The sequence below is a fragment of the Erwinia sp. JH02 genome, from assembly GCF_013074405.1.
Classification (GTDB): Bacteria; Pseudomonadota; Gammaproteobacteria; order Enterobacterales; family Enterobacteriaceae; genus Erwinia; species Erwinia rhapontici.
The window spans coordinates 769,784-794,048 of record NZ_JABANZ010000002.1 but is presented as its reverse complement, the minus strand read 5'-3'; the positions used below and the strand labels follow the sequence as shown (position 1 = coordinate 794,048).

General features: G+C 51.3%; 18 protein-coding genes, 1 tRNA gene and 2 pseudogenes. 11 read left to right on the top strand and 10 right to left on the bottom strand.

Annotated elements, in window-relative coordinates:
• Positions 1-113: 113 nt before the first annotated feature.
• Positions 114-1,409: a DUF445 family protein gene (locus HHI26_RS08360; RefSeq protein ID WP_171148906.1), complete on the bottom strand. Its 1,296-nt coding sequence runs from the start codon at positions 1,407-1,409 to the stop codon at positions 114-116.
• Between the two features lie 7 nt (positions 1,410-1,416).
• A complete protein-coding gene (locus tag HHI26_RS08355) occupies positions 1,417-2,919 on the bottom strand; it encodes a helicase HerA-like C-terminal domain-containing protein (protein WP_171148905.1) in 1,503 nt (500 codons plus the stop codon).
• Between the two features lie 130 nt (positions 2,920-3,049).
• Here HHI26_RS08355 and HHI26_RS08350 point away from each other — a divergent pair, with 130 nt between their 5' ends.
• On the top strand, positions 3,050-3,670 hold the full coding sequence (locus HHI26_RS08350) for a LysE family transporter (protein WP_171148904.1): 621 nt from the start codon (positions 3,050-3,052) through the stop codon (positions 3,668-3,670).
• Positions 3,671-3,741: 71 nt separating this feature from the next.
• Here the strand turns inward: HHI26_RS08350 and HHI26_RS08345 are convergent, their stop codons facing one another.
• Positions 3,742-4,254, bottom strand: a complete 513-nt coding sequence (locus HHI26_RS08345; protein ID WP_171148903.1) for a DUF2501 domain-containing protein — start codon at positions 4,252-4,254, stop codon at positions 3,742-3,744.
• Positions 4,255-4,561: 307 nt separating this feature from the next.
• Here HHI26_RS08345 and HHI26_RS08340 point away from each other — a divergent pair.
• From HHI26_RS08340 to HHI26_RS08330, 3 genes and pseudogenes are all read left to right on the top strand, one after another.
• Positions 4,562-4,646 (top strand) — tRNA-Leu (locus HHI26_RS08340).
• Between the two features lie 247 nt (positions 4,647-4,893).
• Positions 4,894-5,229 (top strand): type II toxin-antitoxin system HicB family antitoxin, encoded by a 336-nt coding sequence (locus HHI26_RS08335; RefSeq protein WP_241008239.1) that lies wholly within the window; start codon positions 4,894-4,896, stop codon positions 5,227-5,229.
• 65 nt (positions 5,230-5,294) lie between these two features.
• Positions 5,295-5,415 (top strand): annotated as a pseudogene (locus tag HHI26_RS08330) (transcriptional regulator); the annotation flags it as partial.
• A 280-nt stretch (positions 5,416-5,695) separates the two neighbouring features.
• On the opposite strand, the pseudogene HHI26_RS08325 reads toward HHI26_RS08330, so the two are convergent.
• From HHI26_RS08325 to HHI26_RS08315, 3 genes and pseudogenes are all read right to left on the bottom strand, one after another.
• Positions 5,696-6,033: pseudogene (locus tag HHI26_RS08325) on the bottom strand (DUF1294 domain-containing protein).
• Between the two features lie 79 nt (positions 6,034-6,112).
• Positions 6,113-6,829: a hypothetical protein gene (locus HHI26_RS08320; protein WP_171148902.1), complete on the bottom strand. Its 717-nt coding sequence runs from the start codon at positions 6,827-6,829 to the stop codon at positions 6,113-6,115.
• A 35-nt stretch (positions 6,830-6,864) separates the two neighbouring features.
• Positions 6,865-7,770, bottom strand: a complete 906-nt coding sequence (locus HHI26_RS08315; protein WP_171148901.1) for a hypothetical protein — start codon at positions 7,768-7,770, stop codon at positions 6,865-6,867.
• A 145-nt stretch (positions 7,771-7,915) separates the two neighbouring features.
• Between HHI26_RS08315 and HHI26_RS08310 the strand changes: the two genes are divergently transcribed.
• The 5 genes from HHI26_RS08310 to HHI26_RS08290 all read left to right on the top strand — a co-directional run bounded on the left by HHI26_RS08310 (position 7,916) and on the right by HHI26_RS08290 (position 16,911).
• Positions 7,916-8,830, top strand: coding sequence for a WYL domain-containing protein (locus HHI26_RS08310; RefSeq protein WP_171148900.1), 915 nt, complete (start codon positions 7,916-7,918; stop codon positions 8,828-8,830).
• A gap of 139 nt (positions 8,831-8,969) precedes the next feature.
• Positions 8,970-11,336, top strand: coding sequence for a class I SAM-dependent DNA methyltransferase (locus HHI26_RS08305; protein ID WP_171148899.1), 2,367 nt, complete (start codon positions 8,970-8,972; stop codon positions 11,334-11,336).
• Positions 11,336-12,709, top strand: coding sequence for a restriction endonuclease subunit S (locus tag HHI26_RS08300; protein WP_171148898.1), 1,374 nt, complete (start codon positions 11,336-11,338; stop codon positions 12,707-12,709). The genes HHI26_RS08305 and HHI26_RS08300 overlap by 1 nt, the downstream gene beginning before the upstream one ends.
• Positions 12,706-15,954: a DEAD/DEAH box helicase family protein gene (locus tag HHI26_RS08295; RefSeq protein ID WP_171148897.1), complete on the top strand. Its 3,249-nt coding sequence runs from the start codon at positions 12,706-12,708 to the stop codon at positions 15,952-15,954. Before HHI26_RS08300 ends, HHI26_RS08295 begins: the two co-directional genes overlap by 4 nt.
• Before the next feature lie 42 nt (positions 15,955-15,996).
• Complete coding sequence (locus HHI26_RS08290) at positions 15,997-16,911, top strand: restriction endonuclease (RefSeq protein WP_171148896.1); 915 nt, start codon at positions 15,997-15,999, stop codon at positions 16,909-16,911.
• 72 nt (positions 16,912-16,983) lie between these two features.
• Here HHI26_RS08290 and HHI26_RS08285 read toward each other — a convergent pair whose 3' ends face one another.
• The 3 genes from HHI26_RS08285 to HHI26_RS08275 are packed head-to-tail and all read right to left on the bottom strand — an operon-like array spanning position 16,984 to position 19,405.
• The gene (locus tag HHI26_RS08285; protein ID WP_171148895.1) at positions 16,984-17,766 is read right to left on the bottom strand and encodes an HNH endonuclease; all 783 of its coding nucleotides are present in this window, start codon (positions 17,764-17,766) and stop codon (positions 16,984-16,986) included.
• Positions 17,767-17,795: 29 nt separating this feature from the next.
• Entirely contained in the window at positions 17,796-18,392 is a 597-nt protein-coding gene (locus HHI26_RS08280) for a class I SAM-dependent methyltransferase (protein ID WP_171148894.1), read from the bottom strand.
• Positions 18,392-19,405 (bottom strand): HNH endonuclease, encoded by a 1,014-nt coding sequence (locus HHI26_RS08275; RefSeq protein WP_167863404.1) that lies wholly within the window; start codon positions 19,403-19,405, stop codon positions 18,392-18,394. Before HHI26_RS08275 ends, HHI26_RS08280 begins: the two co-directional genes overlap by 1 nt.
• Before the next feature lie 514 nt (positions 19,406-19,919).
• Between HHI26_RS08275 and HHI26_RS08270 the strand changes: the two genes are divergently transcribed.
• The gene (locus HHI26_RS08270; RefSeq protein WP_171148893.1) at positions 19,920-20,312 is read left to right on the top strand and encodes a polymorphic toxin type 44 domain-containing protein; all 393 of its coding nucleotides are present in this window, start codon (positions 19,920-19,922) and stop codon (positions 20,310-20,312) included.
• Positions 20,290-20,721, top strand: coding sequence for a hypothetical protein (locus tag HHI26_RS08265; protein ID WP_171148892.1), 432 nt, complete (start codon positions 20,290-20,292; stop codon positions 20,719-20,721). Before HHI26_RS08270 ends, HHI26_RS08265 begins: the two co-directional genes overlap by 23 nt.
• Before the next feature lie 627 nt (positions 20,722-21,348).
• On the opposite strand, the gene malT is transcribed toward HHI26_RS08265, so the two are convergent.
• Positions 21,349-24,075: an HTH-type transcriptional regulator MalT gene (malT, locus tag HHI26_RS08260; RefSeq protein ID WP_171148891.1), complete on the bottom strand. Its 2,727-nt coding sequence runs from the start codon at positions 24,073-24,075 to the stop codon at positions 21,349-21,351.
• Positions 24,076-24,265 lie beyond the last annotated feature (190 nt).

Below are 24,265 nucleotides of genomic sequence, written 5' to 3'. Positions count from 1 at the left end.
GAGAACCAGGATGAGCCGACAGGACGTCGGCGAAAGTTCGGGCCGCCCCTTGTCGCTCAGCCCACGCAGTGGGAAAGCGAAATGCCCTTGACCTGGCCCTGTCCGTTAAGCCTCTACAGCACCTGCGTCCTTTCCAGCAGTTGCGGCACCAGCGACAGCAGATACAAAATCAACCCAATCACCCCACCGACTAACGTGCCGTTAATGCGGATACGCTGCAAATCCTTGCCGATATTCAGCTCCACCTGATGCGACATATCCGCCGCGTCCCAGCTTTTCACCGTATCGCTGATATGACGGCTGAGAAACGCCGAGAACTCCGGTGCCACGTTGCTGGCGGCCTCTTCCATATGCTGGTTGAGCGAGTTGCGCAGCGGCTCATCCTGCATCAGGGTTTCACCGAACCACTGCCCGGCAGCACTCACTTTGGCGTGCAGCGTGGAGTCGGGGCGCTCCAGATCGTCTTTCAGCCAGCCTCGCAAATCATTCCACAGCTGGCCGATATAGCGGTTCAGCGTCTCATCCTGCTTCAGATATGCTTTAATCTCTTCCGCTTTCTCCGCCATCTCCGGGTCGTTTCGCAGGCGGTTAATCAGCCGCTGCACGGCGCGGTTAAAGCCCTGGCGCAGCTGGTGGGCATCATCGTGTTCAATCTCGGTGAGGATCGACTGCACCGCATTGGCCGCCAGCTCGGCGCTTTTCTCTCCCAGCCACTCGCTCGGCAGCATCTTCTCCTTCAGCGGATGCTCGCGCTTCAGCCAGCTCACCACCTGATGGGCGATAAACTCATGTGTGCCGGGCTTGTTCACCAGTTGCAGGATCTGCGCCAGCGCATCGTCCAGCAGCTGCTGATGGCGGTTATTTTTCGTCAGACTTTCGAGGATCATGGCCGCCGACTGGCTGAGATCCACTTTATCAATCGCTTTGTGGATCGCCCGGCGCATAAACCCCTGAATACGCTGATCGTCGGCCAGATCGAGAAAGCCGCGCACGGTTTTCAGCACCATCCCGCTCAGGCGGGCGGCGTTGTCCGGGTGGCTCAGCCAGTTAGCAATAATCTGCGCCGGATTATGGCGGCGGATCAGCGCCAGCAGCGAATCGGTATTGAGGAATTTGTCCTGCACGAACAGGGCGAGATTGTCGGCGATACGATCCTTATTACGCGGGATAATCGCCGTATGACGGCCCGCCAGAGGGATCGGCACCCGGCGGAACAGCGCGCTGACCGCGAACCAGTCCGCCAGTGCCCCGACCATCGACGCCTCTGCCACCGCTTTCAGCCCGGCGACCCAGGGATTGGGCGGCCAGTACAGCGGCCAGAGAATGGTGGCGATAAACAACAGCGCCGCACCGACCAGCAACAGCAGCGGCAGGCGCTTCGCCCGGATTAACTCACGTTCCTTATCCATAAAGCCCTTATCGTTTCCTTCCGCCCATAATGCTGCCTAACACACCACGGATGATTTGATTGGTGATCTGTCGCGCTGCGCTTTTGGCCACGCTCTGCACCACGCCATCATGCTTGCCGCCGCGCGGCCCGGTGGTGCCGAACAGAATGTCCTTCAGTCCGCCGAGAATACCGTTATCCACCGCCACGTTTTCGCCTTTGGCGGCGGGAGCGCTGGCGGTGTTCGTGGCATTCTGTATCCCTTTTTGCAGCATCTCATAAGCGGATTCGCGATCGACAGCTTCTTCATATTTGCCGGAGAGGGACGAGTGGTTAATCAGCCCGTTACGCTCGTCGTCGGTCACCGGACCCATGCGGGAACCGGGGGCAATGACCATCGCACGCTGCACCACAGAGGGGCTGCCTTTCTCATCGAGGAAGGAGATCAACGCTTCGCCGGTGCCCAGCTCCTGAATGGCCGTCACGGTATCAAACGCCGGGTTGGCGCGCATGGTCTGCGCCGCCACCTTGACCGCCTTCTGGTCTTTCGGGGTAAAGGCACGCAGGGCATGCTGCACGCGGTTACCCAGCTGGCCGAGCACCGCATCCGGCACGTCCGACGGGTTCTGTGAGACAAACCACACGCCCACGCCTTTTGAGCGGATCAGACGGATCACCTGCTCGATCTTATCCAGCAGCACAGCGGGCGCATCGTCAAACAGCAGATGCGCCTCATCAAAGAAGAACACCAGTTTCGGCTTCTCCAGATCGCCCGCCTCCGGCAGTTGCTCATACAGCTCCGACAGCAGCCACAGCAGGCTGGTGGCGTACAGTTTTGGCATCTGGTACAGCTTCTCCGACGCGAGGATGTTGATTATCCCTTTGCCGTTCTCATTGGTGCGCATCCAGTCTTTGATATCCAGCATCGGTTCACCAAAGAAGTATTCCGCTCCCTGCTGCTCCAGCGACAGCAGCCCGCGCTGGATGGCGCCCACCGAGGCACTGTTGATATTGCCGTACTGGGTCTGGAACGCTTTGGCGTTCTCGCCGATATACTGCGTGGCGGCGCGCAGATCCTTAAAATCGAGCAGCAGCAGGCCCTGGTCGTCGGCCACACGGAAGATAATCTGCAATACGCCGCTCTGTACGTCGTTCAGATTCAGCAGGCGTGCCAGCAGCAGTGGCCCGAGGTCCGATACCGTGGCGCGCACCGGGTGGCCGCGTTCGCCAAAGATATCCCACAGCGCCACCGGATTACCCTGCGGTGACCAGTCCGTGACGCCAATCTTCGCCAGACGGGCGAGCAGTTTCTCTGACTCCGTCCCGGCTTTGGCAACCCCGGTTAAATCACCTTTTACATCGGCCATAAACACCGGCACGCCGATATTTGAGAAGCTCTCCGCCAGCTTTTGCAGCGTGACGGTTTTACCGGTGCCGGTAGCACCCGTGATCAGCCCGTGGCGGTTCGCCATCGCGGGCAGCAAATGCAGTTGTTGTTCCGTGGTCTGGGCAATCAGCAGCGGCTCGGTCATCGTCAACGATCCCTTTGGTGGTAAGACGGAGAATATTTTGTAAGCATAGCAGGCGTCTCCGTCAATTACGGCTTGCCAGTTAATGTCCACTCTCAGTAAGTTAGACGATATTACATGATGGAGGTGGAAGATGGATGCAGCAGTACTTTCAGTGATTTCAATCGGCGGTGCGCTGGCGCTGGGTGCCATCAGTCCGGGACCGAGCTTTATTCTGGTGGCGCGTACCGCCGTGGCCTCCTCACGCCGTGCCGGCATCGGTGCCGCGCTGGGCATGGGCGCGGGTAGCCTGATCTTCGCCATTATCGCCCTGATGGGGCTGCATACGCTGTTAAATGCCGTGCCTGTGCTGTGGCTGACGCTGAAGACGGCGGGGGGCCTGTACCTGCTGTGGATGGCGTACAAGATGTTTCGCGGTGCCCGCGAACCGCTGGTGCTGGACCTGCCAGGCAGCAACGGTAAAACGCTGAAGCGCGCCTTTCTCACCGCCTTTACCACCCAGATCAGTAATCCTAAAACCGCGATGGTGTTCGCCGGGGTGTTTGCCGCGCTGCTGCCTGCCCATGTGAGCAACGGCATGCTGATTGCCATCCCGCTGGTGGCGATGATGGTGGATGGCCTGTGGTATCTGTTTGTGGCTTATGCGCTGTCGTCACGCGGGCCGCGTAACACCTATCTGCGCTTCAAAGCCCCGCTCGACCGTTTAGGGGGCGGCGTGATGGCGCTGCTGGGCATTCGGCTGATTGTAAAATAAAAAAAGGCCACACAACGGTGGCCGGGGGAAGAAGGCAGCAAGGGGACAGCCCTGCCGCCTTAAGAGAGAGATTACGAGATAAACTGTTTGCCCTGCTTCAGCACCAGATCACAGGCTTTGGTTTTCACCTTCTTGCCGATGGCGGTATCACCCAGCGATTTCAGGTTCACCTGCTGATTGTTGCCGGTGTTCAGCAGACCCATCAGGCCCTGCTTATAGTCGGTGGTTTCCTGCTGCTTCTGCGTATCCGCCAGCCCCAGCTTACCGAGCAGTTTGTCTTTCACCGATGACACATTGTTATCGACAATATTGTTTTTCACACAGTACTCCAGCACACCCGCCGCATTGGTCATGGTGCCTGCGCTGAGCGACTGGCTGCCGCCGTTCAGTAACCCGGTCAACGCGCCCAGCGAGTTACCCGCAGGCGCTGCGTTAGCACCGGAGGTATTGGTGCTGCTGTTGTTCTGGCCCAGCGCGCTGGCGGCTGAGTTAAGCTGATCCTGCCAGCTGGCGGCACCCGCCGTGGCGCTGAACAGTGCGGTGGCCACTGAACCTGCCAGAACCCATTTCATTGCTGCTTTCATTGTTAGCCCTATTCGATGTGATGTGACGCACGCCGCCCTCCTGGCCACGCGCTGATATCTGATTGTTCCGACTGCCGGAGAGCGGGTGAGTTCCACTGCACAGCGCCGTACAGCCATTATGGTCCAGGGTTTAAGAATTATCTGCACTGAAACATCACAGGGGCGGGGCAAGCCAAGCCCGAACGGGATATCAATACGCTGGCCCGGCGCACGTTTTTTCAGCACTCAGACGCAGACCCTGCGGAATAGGGTTGCGTATGCAGGCGGTAACGGTATAATCCACAACGTTTTCCGCATACCCTTCAGTGCCGAAGTGGCGAAATCGGTAGACGCAGTTGATTCAAAATCAACCATCGAGAGATGTGCCGGTTCGATTCCGGCCTTCGGCACCATAAAGCGTATGAACATTAAAGCCACCGAAAGGTGGTTTTTTTGTGCCTAAAATTCACCTAACCACTTCCTGATCTCCCGTCGTGTATGTGCCAGCCTCTAAGCTCTGTGATTAGGGCTATGGTTTTTGAATTTGGGTTGATATCACTTTTTGATATCATTAAGGGTCTTGTGGCGGGCAAGAAAAGAGGCTAAAGCGTACCAGGTTCGTGATGCGAAGGCATTTTTATTAGCGCCAGGAGTAACACCATGATGAATACCGTGACATATAAAGGTTATTCGGCAAAGATTGAATATTGTGAAGAAGATCATTGCCTTGTGGGCCACGTTGCGGGTATCAGGGATATCATTGGGTTCCACGCTGACAATGTAGTCGAACTGCGAAAAGCATTTGAAGAGAGCGTGGATGACGATATTTCCTATTGCGCCGCACAGGGGCGTGAACCGCTCCGCCCGGCGAGTGGCAAAATTAGTCTTCGCATTGCTCCAGAGAGCCATTCCGCTATTAATGTTGCAGCGGAAGTTGCTGGCAAAAGCGTTAATCAATGGATCAACGACGCGCTTATCAAAGCTGCGCATGGTTGATCGCTGGGTGTGATCCTTAAGATTAATGCAGCGGATCGACTGCAAAGAACGGATGGAGATCTGCAATGATCGCAAAGCGTAAATTTAAAACCCCTGCCTTTGAAGCTATCCACAGCGAAGCTTCTGGATTATTCAGCATTGATGCCATCCCGCATAACGATGCGTGATTTTAATCAGGCCTGCATTGATTGCGAGGACGAGTTACAGCTTGCTCAGATCACAGCATACAACAGAAGGCCTTTGTCGAAATAGCATGCGAGAGTGCTAATATTATTGCCATATAAAGGTTTAAGAGAAAGAATATTAGCACTTTGGTGGCGGTGGTCCGGCTGGTTACTGACTAAGCGTACTAGCCGACGTCGATAACATCCAAATCACAGAAAAAGCAGTATTCTGGTTAAGGCCGTTCTCGCGATGAAGCCGCTTGTGCTTAGATGACCCCACCACGGTTTCTGTATGACATTATTCAATGAAAATAAAACGCATATGCAGTTATCAGCAGTACGAGCAGATTAACTATGACTGTGATAAGGAACCAGGTTTTGAAAGACTGCTTCTGTGTTTTATGACGGAATATTTGCTGACCAACCATCGCCCCTGGCCATCCACCCAATAATCAAACACCAACAACGTAGGCTCTGGTATCCGTCGCCAGCCTTAGCGGGCAGCGAGTTTACCCCCACCATAAATCAGAAGCGTCAGTGTGCTGGCAAGCAGGAACCACATCAAAAAAGGATGAGGAAGCAATGCGCTGCCCATCGCTGCTGAGGCCAGCAGCAGATAACAGAATAGATTTAGTTTCATTTTATTTGCACGGAGGATTTCACTCAAAATTATCCTTAGTTGTAATTTCTTATATAAATATATACAAGCTCTATTTTTTCTATATTTTAAATTTCGTAATAATTTTATTGTTTTTCATTTCTTTTTCATATTCATTTAGTTTTTTTGAGAAATTAATAGCCCATGCAAATGAAATAACTTGCTCAATCATTATATATGAAGCTCTGACTAATACACAGACTAAAAGGGTGGCACTCAGAATTGTTGTTACGTTAGTGAAATTAACAGTAGAGTGATATAGCGATTTAAGTGTTGATGGTATGTAGGAAAAGTTTATTATAAAAAACAATACAACCCCTAAATACATGGAGGTGTGTTTGAGTATTTTACTTTTTGAATGCACTGGCATTGTGTGTCTCTCGTAATTAAAAATCTGGTTGCAATCCAGGAAAGATAAAAACCCGGTGCTGTTGAGACGAATGTTTTTATCATGAACATAATCGAATAAAACTCTCAATACAGGTATGGGGTAATGCAAGCCATAGTCTCTGAGTCTGTGTTCATTAATGAGTGTTAAGTGTTTGTCATCGTTTTCGTTATAGTTTTGTATTATTTTTAATGCGTTCACTTTTTCATCAGTAGAGATTTTAATGAACTTTGATGAGAGGTTGTTTGTGAAAATAAAAATTAATGGATTGAAGATCTTTCTTAAGGACTTTATTGACCATATTAAAGCAGCCACAATCAATGGTCCAGTTATATTCTTCATGTGATCATCAAAAAACCATGAATCTTTTATAATATCAATTATGTTCATTCAAATGTTATCCTGTTTTTTATAAAAACCGCAATTTACTTTCCCCATGGAAGAAAATATAAATAAGTCAAATCATCTAGTTTAAAATTAATGTAATTTTCTGTGTTCTTTTTTACCGGTGGCAACTCACTAAATATGAATAAATATAAAGGCTTTATTGGGGATGCCTTTGCAATCTCATCCAGTTTTTCTCGAGATGTTCGGCGATAGGTAGAGTTATCAATCAGACGCGCAGGGATGAAAAAAGTTGGTCTGGATTTTACTTCTCCTGAGCGCATTGCATCATTAAAACGAACTAGATAGTAATTTTCCTTAGCATTGAGCCATGCTTTACCAAAGTAAATACGGGGTTCATCTTGAAAATATTTTAGGTCTTTGCTGTCACCAATCTTGATGAAAAAATCTCTGAGGTGCATTTTCCCTTCGGCTGTGTTGAGGAAGAAATTTTCTTTATTGATAAATGCATGCACCAGGCCTGAGAGTCGTTTTTTTGAATGACGGCGCTTAAACCTTTCCTCATCATCATCAGCCAGAGCTGGGCGTATTTTCTTTATGACGCCTTGCTCATCATCATCTGTATTGAGGTCATGCACGATACGATTGTTTGGTGCTGATAAATCCAAATCAACCATATCATCGCAGATGAAGGGCAATGCTTCAGGATCATCCCATGTTGTTTTTACCCGTCTTAAGTCCTCGTCATTTTCGGCTTCAACAGGGCAGCCTGTGCGATGTTCGGAGACAAATTTGAAGTAAGGATCTCGTTTTCTTAGTTTTTTAGGTTTATCCAAATTGGCACAGGTTACCTGAGCATGGCAGTTTTCTTCCGGGCATTCAAAGAAGTGCTTTGATGTAATAGTTCCACTTTGAAACAGTTCATCTGCATTATCGGCAGAAATGTCTTTTCCTAATTCAATACTGTGTGCTAATTCCAGTTTCATATCGTCACCTGTTGAGATGCCAGTGAATACTTCAAGGTTTAAATTATGCTTAATTGCGCTATATGTTGTGAACAGGTTCAGTATAATTGGCCGTAGATAGCATTCCGATACTGGTTAAATACACATGTCGCATTTTGGAGCACATATGGAAGTGAAAGAGGTCACCTGGGATCAAACGTTACGTTTTCGGTTACTTGAAATTGTGTTGCAGTGGGAGGGGCGTTTGACTTCAAATCATCTTTCTTCTGCCTTCAATATCGGTCGTCAGCAAGCGTCAACAGTGATTAAAGACTACATTCGTTTTCACTCCCCCAGCGGTCTGAAATACGACGCACAACTCAGGGGCTATAAGCCGACAGCTCATTTTGTGCCGATGTTTAGTGAAGGAAAAGTGGATGAGTACCTCACATTACTGCATCAGGAGAAGCAACAGTCACAGCAGCATGAAAGGAATATGACATTACCTGTTATGGACATGGGTTTTGGTCATATTGACATCCTGAATGTGCCAACGCGTCACATTGATCCGTTGATCGTTAGAGGACTGGTGCAGGCCGCACGCGATCAATTAAGAGTCGATGTGGACTATGTATCACTTAGCTCCGAAGAAAAAACGGGGCGTAATATTGTTCCGCATACGCTGGTCTATGATGGTATCCGCTGGCATGTGCGGGCTTATTGCGAGAAGAAAGGCGATTATCTTGATTTTGTAATGAGTAGATTTCGCGGAGTGCCTGATCTGCTTGATGTTTCGGAACACGGGCGTGAACAAGATATTGAGTGGAATACGGTAATAACGGCCGTTGTAATCCCTAACCCGGGATTGAGTGCTGTTCAGCAAAATATTATCGCCAGTGATTATGCAATGGATGATGGAAAGCTGTTGATTCATCAACGAGTCCCACTGCTTCACTATGCCCTTGAGCGGTTGCAGGTCAATTTTAGCGGGGAGCATAATGACCAGCCATTACTTCATCCACTTGTTCTGGCTAATCGTGTTGAGCTGGTTAGGCAAGGCTGCCGCTTCAAGCTACTCGACTCTGATCTGGCTTTGTCATAGTGGACGGTTGTCGTGTTGATGAGAGTCTTCAGGTGAGTGTTTTGCCCCTGTTTTATCACAAGTATCCCTTAAAACATCAGCCCCAATCGTAAGCAAAACAGGTACAATCAGATAAATTTTTAATTCCTCAGGTCGCATAATGTCTACTCATAACTTTTCCAGCACTGCTGCCTTTATCTGGTCGGTGGCCGATCTTCTTCGTGGTGATTTTAAGCAATCACAGTATGGGCGCGTGATCCTGCCGTTTACGCTGTTGCGTCGTCTGGAGTGCGTACTGGCCAGCAGTAAAGACGCGGTGGTGGCTAAAGCCGCCGAAGTCAAAGCGATGAAAAGCCTGCCGGAAGAAGGTCAGGAAAAATTTATCTTACGCGCCACCAACAACCTGTCGTTCTATAACACCTCGCCGATGGACCTGGGCAAAATGGGGCAGAACGATATCAAAGACAACCTCGAGAATTACGTCCAGTGTTTCTCGAAGGACGCCCGTGAAATCTTCGATCATTTTAAATTTAACGAGTTTGTCAGCCAGTTGGATGAGGCCAATCTGCTGTTCAAGGTGGTGAAAAAATTTGCCACCACCGACCTTAGTCCGCAGGCCATCTCTAACCACGATATGGGGCTGGTATTTGAAGAGCTGATCCGCCGTTTTGCTGAAAGCTCGAATGAAACCGCAGGAGAGCACTTTACCCCGCGCGATATCGTGCGCCTGACCACCTCGCTGGTGTTTATGGAAGATGACGATGCGCTGATAAAGCCGGGTATTATCCGCACCATTTATGACCCAACGGCCGGAACCGGTGGCTTCCTCTCCTCGGGCATGGAGTATCTGCATAAACTGAACCCGCAGGCGGTGATGCGTGCCTTTGGTCAGGAGCTGAACCCGGAGTCTTACGCTATCTGTAAAGCAGATATGCTGATCAAGGGCCAGGACGTCAGCCGTATTAAACTGGGTAACACGCTGTCGAATGACCAGCTGCCTGCCGATCAGTTTGACTATATGCTGTCTAACCCGCCGTTTGGTGTGGACTGGAAAAAGATTGAAGGTGAAATCAACGACGAACACAGCCAGAAAGGTTTTAACGGGCGTTTTGGCCCCGGTTTGCCGCGCGTCTCTGATGGTTCATTGCTGTTCCTGCTACATCTGATCAGCAAAATGCGCGATACCAAAAACGTTGATGGCACCGCCAGTGACGGTGGTCGTATTGGCATTATCCTTAATGGTTCCCCCCTGTTTACCGGCGGAGCCGGCAGCGGCGAGAGTGAAATCCGCCGCTATATTCTGGAAGCCGACCTGCTGGAAGGGATTGTCGCGCTGCCGACCGATATGTTCTACAACACCGGCATTGCGACCTATGTATGGATCCTGTCGAACAAGAAGGCGCAGGAGCGCAAAGGTAAGGTCCAGCTGATTGATGGCACGAAACTGTGCGGCAAGATGCGTAAGTCACTCGGCTCGAAGCGTAACCTGATGGGCGAAGAGGATATCCGGCTTATCACCCGCACCTTCGGTAACTTCGAGGTATTGGAAGCGACGGCGCTGGCGGAGCTGGGGCTGGATAAAGCGCCGGAGCAGAAATCGAACCGTGGTCGCCAGTCCGCCACTGCTAAAAAAGAAGCGCCGAAAACCTTCGCCAGCAAAATCTTTAACAGCACCGACTTTGGCTACCGCCGTCTGACCATTGAGCGCCCGCTGCGCTTATCCGCGCAGGTGACGGATGAGGCCATTAGCACCCTGCGCTTTGCACCGAAGCCGTTTAATGCGCCGATGGAGCGCCTGCATGAAGTATTCAGCACACAGTGGCAGGGCGAGCAGTACGGCGATTTCTCTGACATTCAGGTGGAAGCGCGTGCCATTATCAAAGCAGAGTTTAGCGAGTTGAAAGAGAAGCAGGTTAAAGACCTGCTGGACAGCAAGCTGTGGCTGGCACAGCGCGATCTGATGGCCAAAGCGCAGCAGATCCAGAGCGCGTTAGGTGCCCAGGCAGGCGGCAGGGCGCAGGTCAGCAATGACTTTAATCTGTTCCAGCTGGCCCTGAAAGGCGCGATCAAAGCCGCTGGCGTCAAGCTGGATGCCAAAGAGAACAAGCAGTTTATTGACGCCATCACCACGAAAAACCCGGATGCTGAACCGGTGGTAAAAAAGGTGCTGAAGGAAGAGGCTCAGCCGCTGTACGGTGCTTTTGAATACAAAGGCAAAGTGGTGGAGTTTGAGCAGAATGGCGATCTGCGTGATAACGAGAACGTGCCGTTAAATCCTGCAATCGCCACCAGTGAGCTGATTGAAGGTTACTTCATAAAAGAGGTGCACCCGCACGTTAAGGATGCCTGGATTAACGCCGACAAGCGTGATGCTAAAGATGAGGATATTGGTATTGTTGGCTATGAAATTCCGTTTAACCGCCATTTCTATGTTTATCAGCCGCCGCGCCCGTTAGAAGAGATTGATGCCGATCTGGATGCGGTCAGCAAAGAAATTATGAAGCTGCTGCAGGAGGTACATTCCTGATGACTAAGTATCAGGCTTATCCGGAGTATAAAGATTCTGGGGTGGAGTGGCTGGGGGAGATCCCTAAGAAGTGGGAAGTTAGTAGAGTAAAACATATAGCTCCGTTTCAGGTTGGCTGGACTCCACCAACTAAAAATGATGCCAATTTTATTGGCGAAAATTTGTGGGTAAATATTTCTGACTTGAAAGGTAAGTATATTTCCTCAACAGCAAAATGCATCTCAGATGTTGCTGCTAAAGAAGCCTCTATGGAAATAACGCCTGAAGGGTCATTACTTTTTAGCTTCAAATTATCAGTAGGCAATGTTTCATTTGCTGAGTGTGATTTGTATACAAATGAAGCAATTGCTTCATTTCTGGGGGGGGCAGCACTTCCATTGGCATATTTATATTATGTTCTTCCTAAATTTATTATAGAAAATGCATCAACTAATATTTACGGTGCGAAAATATTAAATCAAGAACTCATCAAAAATTCTTTTCTACTTGTCCCGGATTTTCAGGATGCGACGAAGATAGCTTCCTTCCTTGATTACGAAACTGCAAAAATAGACAGCTTGATTGAAAAGCAGCAGCAACTGATAGAACTACTTAAAGAAAAACGTCAGGCAGTGATTAGCCATGCTGTCACCAAAGGGCTAAACCCTGATCTACCGATGAAGGATTCTGGTGTTGAGTGGTTGGGAGAGGTGCCTGAGCATTGGATTGTCAAACCACTAAGATATCTGGGTGATTTCCAGAATGGAATTAATATTGGGGCCGAGGCGTTCGGTTCTGGTTATCCATTTGTGAGTTATGGTGATGCGTATAAAAATAGAGTGTTGCCGGAGTTCGGTAGCGGATTAGTACAGTCAACGAGTGAGGATAGGAAGAAATATTCGCTTTTGACAGGCGATGTGCTTTTTACCCGAACATCAGAAACAATTGAGGAAATTGGCTTTGCATCGGCTTGTTTAAAAACTATAGAAAATGCCTGTTTTGCCGGTTTTTTGATTCGGTTTCGTCCAAATTCATTGAATTTAAATGTAGCGTATTCAAAGTATTACTTTTCCAATCAGTTACTTCGTGTTTTTTTTACGAAGGAAATGAATTTGATAACTAGGGCATCTCTTAGTCAAGACTTACTAAAGACGATGCCAGGAGTTATCCCACCAAGGCATGAACAAAGAGAAATCGCTAAGTTATTAGATGAGAAGTCAAAGAGATTTGATCAACTTCAATTACTTGGAGAAGAGCAAATAATGTTCCTTAAAGAACGCCGCACCGCCCTTATCTCCGCCGCCGTCACCGGCAAAATCGACCTACGCAACTGGGTTGCCCCTGCCGCCAGCGAGGCAGCCGCTGAGAACGCATCACAGGAGGTGAACGCATGAGTACCGATACCACCCAAGAGCTGATTTTCCAGAATGAGATGATCGCCCAGATGGTGAGCAACGGCTGGATCGTCGGCAAAGGTGACGGCTACGATCGTGAACGTGCGCTCTATACGCAGGATGCGCTGCACTTTGTGCAAACCACCCAACCTCAAGAGTGGGAAAAATTTGCCAAAGTCTATCCGAACGATACTGAGCGTCACTTTCTGGATAACCTGGTAGCACAGCTAAAAAAAGCCGATATCAATGCCACCGATATCCAGTCACGTGCATATGGCACCCTCGGCGTTTTGCGCCACGGCTTAAAAATTCGCAATGCGCGTTTTTCCCTGTGCCAGTTTAAACCGGAACACAATCTCAACCCGGAAACCCTGGCGCGCTATCAGCAAAATATCTGCCGCATTGTGCCAGAGCTGGTCTATAGCCCTCACGCCAGCAGCAGTGTATTTGCTGAAACCGGCGTGAAAGCCAAAAAGTGGCGTATCGACCTAGTGCTGTTCGTCAACGGCCTGCCGGTGGCTACCCTTGAGCTGAAGTCTGAGTTCAAGCAGGCGGTGCAAAACGCGGTTAAGCAGTATAAGCACACCCGGCTGCCAAAAGATCCGGTGACCAATAAACCTGAACCGCTGCTGACCTTTAAACGCGGCGCGCTGGTGCACTTTGCCGTCAGCCAGTACGAAGTCTTTATGGCCACCAAACTGGCCGGGGCGGAGACCTTCTTCCTGCCGTTTAACAAAGGCACCCAAGAGGGCGGTGCGGGCAACGATATCCCGGACGATCCTGAACGCTATGCCACGGACTACCTGTGGAATGAAGTGTTGGTACCGGAAAATCTGTTGACCATCCTCAGCAGTTACGTTCATCTACAAATCGAAGAGAAAGAGGACTGGAACGGGCTGAAGGTTAAAAAAGAGAGCCTGATCTTCCCGCGTTACCATCAGTGGGACGTGGTGCGTCAGCTGATTAACGCGGCCAAGGCCGAAGGCACCGGGCATAAATACCTGATCCAGCACAGCGCCGGGTCCGGTAAATCCAACTCGATTGCCTGGACCGCGCATCAGCTCTCCACGCTCTATGATGCGCAGGGAGAAAAGCAGTTCCATTCGGTGATCGTCGTCACCGACCGCACGGTGCTGGACGACCAGCTGCAGGACACGATCTATCAGTTTGAGCATCAGGACGGCGTGGTCGGGCGCATCAATAATAAGGAAGGCGATGGATCGAAGTCAGAGAAACTGGCTGCTGCGCTGGAAAGTTCCCAACCGATTATTATTGTCACCATTCAGACTTTCCCGTTTGTATTAAAGGCGATTGAAAACAGCGTCAGCCTGAAAACGCGCAAATATGCGGTGATTGCCGATGAAGCACACTCATCACAAAGCGGCTCCACGGCACGTCAGCTGAAAGAAGTGTTGATGGTGGAAGAGACGGATGAGGATGTCGTACTGTCTTCAGAAGATATTCTGGATGCCACCGTGGCAGCGCGTAAGGGCAGCAGCAACCTGAATTACTACGCCTTTACCGCCACGCCGAAATCGAAAACGCTGGAGCTGTTTGGCCGCCGTCCGAAACCGGACGAACCGGCGTCCAAAACCAATAAACCGGCGGCCTTCCATGTTTACTCCATGCGGCAGGCCATCGAAGAAGGCTTTATTCTCGATGTGCTGAAGAACTACACCAACTACAAGGTGGCTTATCAGCTGCTGCAGAAGCTGGAAGATGGCGATAAAGAAGTCGATAGCAAAAAAGCCAAAATTAAACTGAACCAGTGGGTCACGCTGCACGATCATAACGTTTCGCAGAAGGTGAAAGTGATCGTGGAGCATTACCGTAAAAACGTGATGCACTTGCTGGGCGGGCAGGCAAAGGCCATGGTCGTCACCAGTTCGCGCAAGGCGGCGGTGCGCTATAAGCTGGCGTTTGATAAGTATATTGCCGAGAATAACTACCAGAAAATCAGTGCAATGGTGGCATTCTCCGGCGAGGTCGAATTTAATGAAGGCGACCATAACAGTCTGGCGCTGTTAAACAAAAAGTTCACCGAAGCCAATATGAATCCGGGCCTGAAAGGCCGCGATATGCGCAAAGCCTTTGATAGCGATGATTATCAGGTGATGCTGGTGGCTAATAAGTTCCAGACTGGTTTTGACCAGCCTAAGCTGTGCGCCATGTACGTTGATAAACCGCTGGGTGGCGTAGAGTGCGTGCAGACGCTGTCCCGTCTTAACCGCACCTATCCGGGTAAAGCCGAGTCCGGCACCTTCGTGCTGGATTTCTATAATGACCCGGAAGAGATTCTGGCCGCGTTCCAGCCCTATTACCAGACCGCTGAACTGATGGACGTCACCGATCCTGGTCTGGTGTTTGACCTGTTCGAGAAACTGCGCGCCAGCGGTGTTTTCCTGTGGAATGAAGTCGAGCAGTTCTGCGATGCCTTCTTTATGAAAAATAAGTCCAACGCGGCGATCAGTAATATCTGTAAGCCTGCGGTTGAGCGCTGGAAGAAACGCTATTCCTCTTCGATTGATGCCTATCTTCTGGCGAAAGAGATGTTTGAACGCACAAAAAAAACCGGTGATATCGTGTTGATCACCAACGCAGAAAACAGCTTTAAAGCCTGCAAGCAGGAGAAAGATCGACTGGAGATCTTTAAAAAGGATCTCGGCAGTTTCGTACGTTTTTATGAATTTATGTCTCAGATCGTGGATTACGACGATAAAGAGCTGGAGAAACTCAGCCTCTACGCCCGCCATCTGCGCCCGCTATTGCATGAACAGAGACTGGACGAGGATGAGGTGGATGTCAGCAATATCCAGATGAGCCATTATCGTCTCTCGAAAATCCATGCTCAGCATCTTAAGCTGCAGGAAGATTCACCGGAATATAAACTGCATCCCAGTAATGATGTGGGAACCGCCAAGCCGAAGGACAAGAAAGAAGAGTTCATGTCGCATATTCTGGCGCGGTTAAATGAGCTGTTTATTACGGATAATTTGACCGACAAAGATATGGTCAATTATGCGTTTTCCGTTCGTGACAAACTCTCGGAAAATAAGTCCGTTATGACGCAGATTGCTAACAATACGCGTGAGCAGGCGATGCTGGGTGATTTCCCTAAAGCCATTGATGATGCCGTGATGGACAGCAGTGAAGCGCAGCAGGAAATGATGATGCAGTATCTGTCGAGTCCTGAGCTGGCCAGAGGATTTGCCCGAGTGGTGTTTGATATGTTGAAGGGGGCCTGAACAGCAGGTTCATCATTTTTGTCATACACATAAGGAAGTGCCATGTCTGTACCGACTTACGATAAATTTATTGAACCCGTGTTGCGCTTTCTGGCTACCAGGCCTGAAGGAGCGACTGCCCGCGAAGCGCAAGAGGCGGCGGCAGATATGCTCAATCTGGATGAAAATCAGCGCGCAGAGGTGATTGCAAGCGGTCAGCTGACTTATAAAAACCGGGCAGGCTGGGCACACGACCGACTAAAGCGTGCGGGATTGTCGCAAAGTCTGTCTCGTGGGAAATGGTGCCTGACACCCGAAGGGCAGCGCTGGGTTATCGCCCATCCTCTGCCAATGACAGCAGAGGATATCACTCATCTGGCCTTTGATTTTAATAGCGTGAAGTTGAAACAGCAGCCCGATTCTGTCGATCTCGATCCACAGCCTAAGCCACTCACTATAGAAGAACTGGCACTGAGTAGCCCTGACGATCGTCTTGAGCAGGCGCTGAATGAGATACGCAGTGCCGTGGCGGATGAATTGCTGGAAAACCTTAAACAGGTCTCTCCTGCGCGCTTTGAGGTGATTGTTCTTGATGTGCTGCACCGCCTTGGCTACGGCGGGCACCGGGACGATCTTCAGCGTGTGGGGGGCTCAGGCGATGGCGGCATTGATGGCATTATCTCGCTGGATAAGCTGGGCCTGGAAAAGGTTTATGTGCAGGCAAAGCGCTGGCAGAACACGGTGGGCCGCCCTGAGCTGCAGGCATTTTTTGGCGCACTGGCCGGGCAGAAAGCCAGACGCGGCGTGTTTATCACCACATCCGGTTTTACCTCACAGGCGCATGACTATTCGCGCAAAGTTGAAGGGCTGGTGCTGATCGATGGTCAACGCCTGGTCCACCTGATGATGGATAATGAAGTTGGAGTGACTTCTCGTATATTACGCGTGCCGAAAATAGATATGGACTATTTTGAGTAATGTTCAAGCTGGCGACTGTTAAGATACGAGTTAAATAGTCGGCAACCTTATGCATTCCGATTAGCATAAAATTTACCGCAGCAATTTCTCCCGATGCCATTCAAGATAAATATGCGCGGCCTCGGGAAATGCAGGGATCTTTTTATCGCTTAATGCAAACTGCTTAACAACGTCTTCATCCAGTTCCGGGCTAATCAGGATATCGCCTTCATTGCTAAATGAAATCCAACCGTTATCAAAAAGTGCATCAATATGTGCAGCGAGCATCAGGCCATTATGAGGGTCAAGACGCTCCTGCGCATTGTCGCAGTCAGACCAGGGCTTGATATGGCTGGCTCTGAGCAACGGTGAAAAGTTTATATGGGTAACAGGACATGCAGGATACTGTTTCAGGCAGTTTTTTCTGAATTCACCTTGTCCAAGCCGTGCGGCAATCAATCTCTGGCGTATTGTTTCATCCAGATGTTTATCGTTTTCAATGAGCGTAACGTCATGCAATTCAGAGGATTCAGTGCTGTCTGCAATCAAAGAGAGAATCCGCTGTGCAACTGATTGTTCAGACAGCAAACTCATTCTGGTCATGGCTTTTTGTTCTGCCATGGAAAGTTCTGCAGGCGTGCCATCTTTATTTCGCCATCCCCGGCGGCTGACGCTGATCCATGAATCAAAACGATCCCGGCTATTCTTAAGGCTGTTATGAAATTTAACTGACGTTTTTCCTGCACCAAATCGGGGGTAAAAGAGTGCGAAGGCCTCTTTCCACTTAGTTATTTCCAGTATTTTTGGTGGTTCTTTTTCGCCGAACTTTGACAAAAACCACGCAACTTCCAGTAATTGATCTTCAGTAATATTCATTTTTTTCCGTCCATCCACTCTGAAAGTTGTTAACAACGGGCGTTATGGTTTTTATTCATGGTTACGTTTAACCATCCCTCTTCAGCTCTTCCCGGTCGCTGATCCCCTGTCTGCCACATTTCCACCACTTCAATCCCTGCCAGCCCTCTAACCAATGCCTTCAACCCCGGCTCATCCATATCCGTAAACACCCGCCCATCCTTTGCTCTTTCTCCGCAGCCATATTTAAACGACACATACCAAACCCCATCCGGTTTCAACGCCCTGGCTAACCGCGACATCACCTCAGGCAACTCTGCCAGCGGCACATGCAGCAGCGAAGCGCAGCACCAGATACCGTCATAGCGCTCCACGTCGGTGACGTCCTCGAAGCGCTTCTGCTCCACGGGTAGGCCGCTGTGCTGGCGCGCAAGCTCCACCAGTTCGGCAGAGGCATCAAATGCTTCCACGTCATAGCCCATCTCGTGAAACGCCTTTGCATCACGTCCGGAGCCGCAACCGGCATCTAAAATGGGTGCACCAGGCTTCAGGTGTGCGACAAACGGCTGATACAGCGCCGACATATCCACTGTCACCGTCTCACTGAAAAATCGCTCGGCATGCTGCTGGTAGTAGTCGTTGTTCATCAGAAAATAGCGTCTCCCTGCGCGGTGGGATGCCAGGTGCTTAGTCCGGCATTACGCGCGTTCTGCCACTGGGTTTGCAGAAAATCATGGCGTTGGTGAAATGTTTTACCTGTCTGTTCTGTCAGGGTTTCATGCAGCGGCAGGTGGCTGTTAATAAAGTATTCGTTACGATCCTCCAGCCGTTCCAGCAGTTCCACTGATGGAATAAGTGCAGACTTGCCTCCCTGGCCGCGATTGCAGTTCCTGCACGCCAGCACCAGGTTCCACACGCCGTTCAGGTTGGCGTGGGTGGCGTTGAGCATCCAGGGGATGAAGTGGTCCACGTCGGCCAGGTTCTCGTGGCCGGATTGCAGGCTGATATCGCGATAGCAGTAGAAACAGCGGCCCTTCTGGTAGCCGTTCAGGCTGTCGCGGCAACGGGTGATATTGACGCGACGCTTGTTCTGGCGGCTGAACAGCAGCTGGTCTTCCGGGTCATACTCCACCGCGATCAGGTGGCTGGAAACACCGAGCGCCCAAGCCTGTTCGACCAGCCGCCAGCGGGCGTCGGTTTCCTTCACCAGGTTGTGAAACTGCGTGGTCTGTGTCAGCTGGTAGAAGTTATCGGTCAGGCGGATGCCTTTGCTGGATTTACGTTCGTCGATAAAAAAGCGTTTATCGATCTCTGCGCGGTTAACGTTATGGAAAGCATCAATCACGTTGGCAAAGCCATGGCGCACGGTCTGTTCAATCAGCTGCGCTTCATCGATCTCATCGTTATTGAACTGTACGCAGCTCGCCAGAAACTGGCTGCCGCGAGAGGTGATTTGTTTCGGCGCATGGTGCAGGTGCGTGCAGAGATGGCGAGCAAAGGGTGCAGCCAGGGTTTCCAGCGTGATCAGGTCGTCCTGATGCTGCTGCAAATCGTACAGCGCATGGGCGAGGGCGAATTTGTACGAGGCAACATTCCTGCCAAAAAGGATCACCCCGCGCCAGTAGTTCTCCAGCGTCGGATCGGCCTGATAGAAGCGCATAGAAGATGTGTTCCGCTACGGTGTGCGCCCGGAGTGTAAGCCGGACAAGTAACGTGATCACATAACAAACGGGGGCGGTTGTAAACCAAAAATGCGGGATGCCTCGCAAAAAGGGATTAGACGATGAAACTGAAACCAGGCTGCATTCTTTACCCCGTCATGCTACCTCAACACTTTCTGCTGATATTCCACGGCAATTATCTGCGCAACACGCTTCTCAGTTACAGAAGTGGGTATGCGTATTGATCTAAGGGTAAATGATATTTCTGATGGAGCAATGTAGGGGGGCGTTACTCTGATTACTAATACTGGTTCCGATAATAATAAAATAATGATGTTGTTTTCAAAGGTCATCATGGGGTTTATTTGGATTTTTATAGCATTGTTCAGAATTGAAAATGTGATAAATTTATTTCAATTGATTGATAGTTAATGATCTTTTTCAAGATGGGAATGGGTTTTATTCTCCATCCAAGATAATGGAGCTATAGACAACTGAGTAAGGATACTTGTTATGGCGATAATTCCCATCATGCCTGATGGTGGTTTTGATATTCTTCGAAAAAATTTGAATGAAGCAAGATTTCGAAGTGCGGGTAAAAATATGGCAACACCGACGACATATTATTGGTTTTATCAAAAGGTCAGAAATCGCGGTCCATGGGATTATAAGCAGAGAAATCGAGCCTGGGCTGACTTTGGTAATTTCAATTTTGGAGCAACGGGATATGCTGTTGGTATTCCGATCGATATATTGTTAATGGGGGCGGGATTTGCGCAGAAGATGGCAGGAACATCAAAAGCAGAGTGGGGGCATTGGTATGATTTACCACCATATGGTGATGATCCCATAGACCAAAGATGGATTAATCAAGGAATCGACTATGCAAGGCAGCACGGTTATTAAATGGATACACCGACTGCTAACGGCAGTTTTACTGGTGCTGGTTGTCGGTAACGTGGCTTACCGCTATTACGTTGGCCCTCCCTATAATGATGCCCTTTTTAAAACCCAGAAGCTTAATGAAGATACCTGGTTATACGTGACGAAATATCAGGGAGGCGGGGCGACGGTTTCGGATGTCTACCGTTATTATCTGGCAGGTGAAATACAAAAGGATGTATTAAAGGTATTGGGAAATACGGTACCTTTTCTTACTTCGGACAGTGATGGGGCTAGCGTCACAAAAGTGGGCAATCGGGTGACGGTCAGGATCACAGGAAGGATTTATGATTTCACCAACGCCGTTTTATATACTTCTGATGGGGTGGATGTGATACCGACCATCGAGGTATATGCCATTAACTCAAGGTGATATCGGGTCCCGCCATGCCAGGCTTCACCCTGGTGATGGTCCAGGTCCAGGCCAGGGTCAACGTCAAGGGCGTTTCGCTTTCCCGCTGCGCGGGCTGAGCGACCAAAGGGCGGCAGTCGCCCCGCCCTTTGGAATCCGGGCTTGCGGCAGGCGCATCGCCCGCTTTCAGCGGGTGCCTTCGCAAGCGTCGTTCACCGACGGAGCGGTCGTGACGGCACATCCCTGTGCCGGCTCTCCCTTTCACCGCCGTCCTGGCGGTTCGTCCTGGTTCACTGTGCTTCCTCAGCGCTGCTGAATGCCGCCTCAATGTCAAAATCCAGGTCAAAACTCAAGCCCAAAATCCTGATTCTCATTAATGAGCGGAGATCGTCACGTTCTGATGGTTTTAAACCCCACAGCGAGCGCTATCTTGCGGGGAGGGGGCCAGTTTGAGGTAAGCCGGACGTCACGCGACAGGACGTCGCGTGCCGAGGCCCGCAGGGATGCGTCTTTTGCCGATCCGGCGTGCTCAAACTGGCCCCAGACCGGTCGCTGAACAGGCAGCCAGTACCAGACCGGTTGCTGAACAGGTAGCCAGTACCGGACCGGTCGCTGAACAGGCAGCCAGTAAAAGCATTTCCGGGGCCCTTACGCCCCGTACCCCATCACCTGCAACAGATGCTGTGCCTGCTGCACGGCTTCCTGACGGTGCGCCACGCCCAGCTTCTGATACAGATTACGGATATGGGTTTTGATGGTAGTGGAGGCCACGTCCAGCTCCCCGGCTATCTGATCGTTGCTGTAGCCGGAGTAAATCAACCCCAGCACCTGCCATTCACGCTGGGTGAGCGGGCTGGTGCGGATCAGCTCTGGCACCTGCGGATGCGTCAGCAGTTTATTGACAAAACCTTCGTCGAAATGCGCAAACTTATGGCGATGATGCTGGTTAATCTCGCGTAAAATCAGCTGCGCCCGGCGCTGCTCCAGGTCGGGCAGCAGGTTAAGCTGGATCAACTGACGCAGCTGCTGCGCCATCATCTCCCCTTCAATCACAAAGTGGCTGATAAACCCGGTGCGGTTCGCCAGCCCCAGCGCTTCAATCAGGGCATGCTGCGCTTCCCCTTTGCGGCCCGTGTGCCAGTAAAGCAGGTTGCTCAGCAGCAGATTGCGGTTCAGGTCGCTGGTCAGGCGCAGCTGGCGCGCATTCTGATTCAGCTCATCCAGCACCACTTCGGCTTCATCAAACTTCTCCAGCAGGATCTGCACGCGGGCGATATTGCGCCACTGGCCCTGCTGAAAATGGTTATCGGCCATATCGGGTTTACGCGCCTGTTGCAGCCACTGGCGTGCGGCGGCTTTATCGCCCACCATCTGCCAGTAAGTGACACGCGGCTTATCGGTGTTGGTCAGCCAGTCGATATGATACTGGCCGGTTTTCAGCAGCGCCTCGCAGCGTTGTAAATGATGATGGGCATTATCCAGCTGACCGCGTGCCAGCGAGCACTTCGCCAGCATGGCCAGGCACTGCAACTGCTGCTGGGGATGGAAGTTGGTCAATATCTCCAGCCCCTGACGTGCGGCATCTTCGGCATCGTCCAGGCGGGACCACGACCACAACAGCTGCGATCGCAGACGCAGTAAAAACTCGTGCATCGGCAGCTGTTCAAGATGCTGTTCGCGCACCAGTTCGAACGCGCGATCCTGCATCTCAAACGCGGCCTGCAAAAAGCCCTGAGCGATGAGGATCTCGCTCTGCTGTATCAGCGCCCACAGCGCGTAGTGATAGGCTTCGTGACGGCGGGCAATTTGTTCCGTCTGCTGCATCAGCGGCAGGGCGCGGGCCAGGTCGCCTTTGCAGTGCTGGATCTCCCCGGTGACGGAGGTGGCGACAATCCGGCTGTAAAAGCTCTCATACGGCAGAAAACGCAGCGCCTCGGCGGCCAGCTGTTCTGCCTCATCCTGGCGTCCGTCATTGATGGCGACCTGCGCACGCAGCGCATTGAACTCCGCGTTCAGGTCCTGATCCATCACGATATCGCGCTTCTGCATCTCGCTTTCCGCCTGCGCCAGCAGGGTATCGACCTCGGCGTAGCGGTGCTGGCTCTGCGCCAGCCAGGCCTGCAACAGCACCAGCCTGGGGCTCTGGATCAGACGGTCATAAGGCAGGGCGGCCAGGCACTCTTCCAGCAGCGCCAGCTCGCTCTGATTAAACAGTGACCAGGCGTGTTGCAGCATAATATCGCGCAGCATATCGATGTCATCGGCACCCAGCGCGTGGTGGATTGCCTCCGCCGGGAACCCCTGCGCCAGCCAGCCTTCGGCGGCCGCACGGTGAATGGCGGGCAGCTCACTCGCCAGTTCCCACTGGCAGCGCTGACGCAGGAAGGTGGCGAACAGGGGATGGAAGCTGAACCACTCGCCGCTGTCATCCATGCGGTGAATAAACAGGCCCTGACGCTCTAACTCTTCCAGACGCTGCTGGCCATTATCCCCCCCGGCCAGGCGCACAATCAGGGCATCGTTCATCGAGCGCAGCAACGAGCAGCGCAGCAGGAAATCACGGGTCGGGGCATCGACGCGGTCCAGCACCTCATCCACCAGATAGTCGGAAAGGTGGCTGGCGTTCAGCCCTGCCAGCTTACGGGCAGACTGCTGAGTCGATTGTCGTGAAGGCGTGCTGGACTGGCGCGCCGAGAGGGCAATCAGCTGTAAGGCGGTGGCCCAGCCCGCGACGTCATCACACAGACGGCTGCTGTCGGCCTGGTCGATGGGATCGTTAAGGCGGTTATCGAAAAATTGCTGCGTTTCAGGGTGCGTAAAGGCCAGATGGGTGGCATTCAGTTCAAGCAGCTGTTCACGCACGCGCAGGTTGGCGATCCCCAGCGGCGGCAGGGTGCGCGAAAGCACCACCAGCGAGAGATTCTCCGGCTGATGACGTAAAAAGAAACGCATCCCTTCATGGATCGCATCGTTGGTGATCAGATGATAATCATCGATCACCAGCAACAGCGGGCGATGCCAGTCGGAGAGCTCGACGAACAGCTGGGCGAACAGCGCCGGCAGACTGGCGTACTGATGCTTCAGGCTCAGCGCCTCACTTTTGCCGCAATGGCCGCCGCAGGCCTGCTGGATGGCGGCAATCAGATAGCTGGCAAAACGCTCCGGCAGGTTGTCGCTTTCATCAAGAGAATACCAGCCCAGATCGCTCTTACCCGCCGCCCAGTGCGCGACCAGCGTGGTTTTGCCATACCCCGCCGGGCTGCCGACCAGAGTCAGACGATAATGCGGCGCTGCCGACAGCCGGTTCAGCAGTCGGTCGCGCACCACGGTATTTTGCTGCCGCACCGGGCGGCTCAATTTTGATGGGATCAGCATTTTTTTCGATTCTTTTGACGGTAGTCAGAGGGCGTAATAATTATTTCGCAGCGTGTAATTAATCACTTTTTCTAAAGTCCTCCTTTGAAACATCGAATGCAACAATGTTACGTATTTACATGCTGTTAACTTGCTCTGCATCACACTTCTAAAGACAAATTTTGCACCACTCCCCCTGACCCTGCATCCC